Annotated in this window: 1 rRNA gene; it reads left to right on the top strand. The window is 52.2% G+C overall.

The annotated features are described in order from the left end of the window. Positions 1 to 1,302 (top strand): 23S ribosomal RNA (locus DMI82_RS19460); the annotation flags it as partial.

Raw genomic sequence — 1,302 nt, 5'->3', positions numbered from 1 at the left:
AGGGCCAGAGTCAGTAGGAGTAGACCCGAAACCGGGTGATCTATCCATGTCCAGGTTGAAGCTGCCGTAAGAGGTAGTGGAGGACCGAACCCACATCCGTTGAAAAGGGTGGGGATGAGGTGTGGATAGGGGAGAAATTCCAATCGAACCCGGAGATAGCTGGTTCTCCTCGAAATAGCTTTAGGGCTAGCCTCGGTGTGAGTCTTGCGGAGGTAGAGCACTGAATTTCCTAGGGGGCGTCAAAGCCTACCGAAGAATATCAAACTCCGAATGCCGTGTAGATATCACCGGGAGTCAGACTGCACGAGATAAGTTGGGCGGTCAAAAGGGAAAGAGCCCAGACCTACAGTTAAGGTCCCAAAGTGCGCGTTAAGTGGAAAAGGATGTGGGATTTCGAAGACAACCAGGATGTTGGCTCAGAAGCAGCCATACATTCAAAGAGTGCGTAATAGCTCACTGGTCGAGAGGTCCTGCGCCGAAAATGTCCGGGGCTGAAACGCGCCACCGAAACTAAGGAATCCGTAAGGATTGGTAGAGGAGCATTGCATATGGGAAGAAGCAGTACCGTAAGGAGCTGTGGACTATATGGAAGAGAGAATGCCGGAATGAGTAGCGAGATAGAGGTGGGAATCCTCTAGGCCGAATATCCAAGGTTTCCAGGGTAAAGCTGATCTGCCCTGGGTGAGTCGGGACCTAAGGTGAGGGCGAGAGCCGTAGCCGATGGACAACAGGTTGATATTCCTGTACTGCAGTATGACAGAACTGTGGGGACACGTAAGGAGAGCGGGAGCCGGGAATGGAAAGCCCGGTACAAGCGAGGTACCAGTATGGTAGGAAAATCCGCCATGCAATGGGAAGACGTGATGTGGAGTGAATTTTAGTAACGAAGCCCGTGAGCCATGCGTCAAGAAAAGCCGCTATCGTTCATATTGTACCCGTACCGTAAACCGACACAGGTGGATGAGGAGAGAATCCTAAGGCCGGCGGAAGAAGTATTGCCAAGGAACTCGGCAAAATGGCCCCGTAACTTAGGGAGAAGGGGTGCCTGCGAGAGCAGGCCGCAGAGAATAGGCTCAAGCAACTGTTTAGCAAAAACACAGGTCTATGCGAAACCGAAAGGTGAGGTATATGGGCTGACGCCTGCCCGGTGCTGGAAGGTTAAGAGGAGAGGTTAGCGGTAACGCGAAGCTTTGAATTTAAGCCCCAGTAAACGGCGGCCGTAACTATAACGGTCCTAAGGTAGCGAAATTCCTTGTCGGGTAAGTTCCGACCCGCACGAAAGGCGTAATGATTTGAGCGCTG

This window comes from Blautia sp. BCRC 81119 (assembly GCF_003184505.1).
GTDB lineage: Bacteria > Bacillota > Clostridia > Lachnospirales > Lachnospiraceae > Blautia_A > Blautia_A fusiformis.
This window is presented reverse-complemented; position numbering and strand designations above follow the sequence as displayed.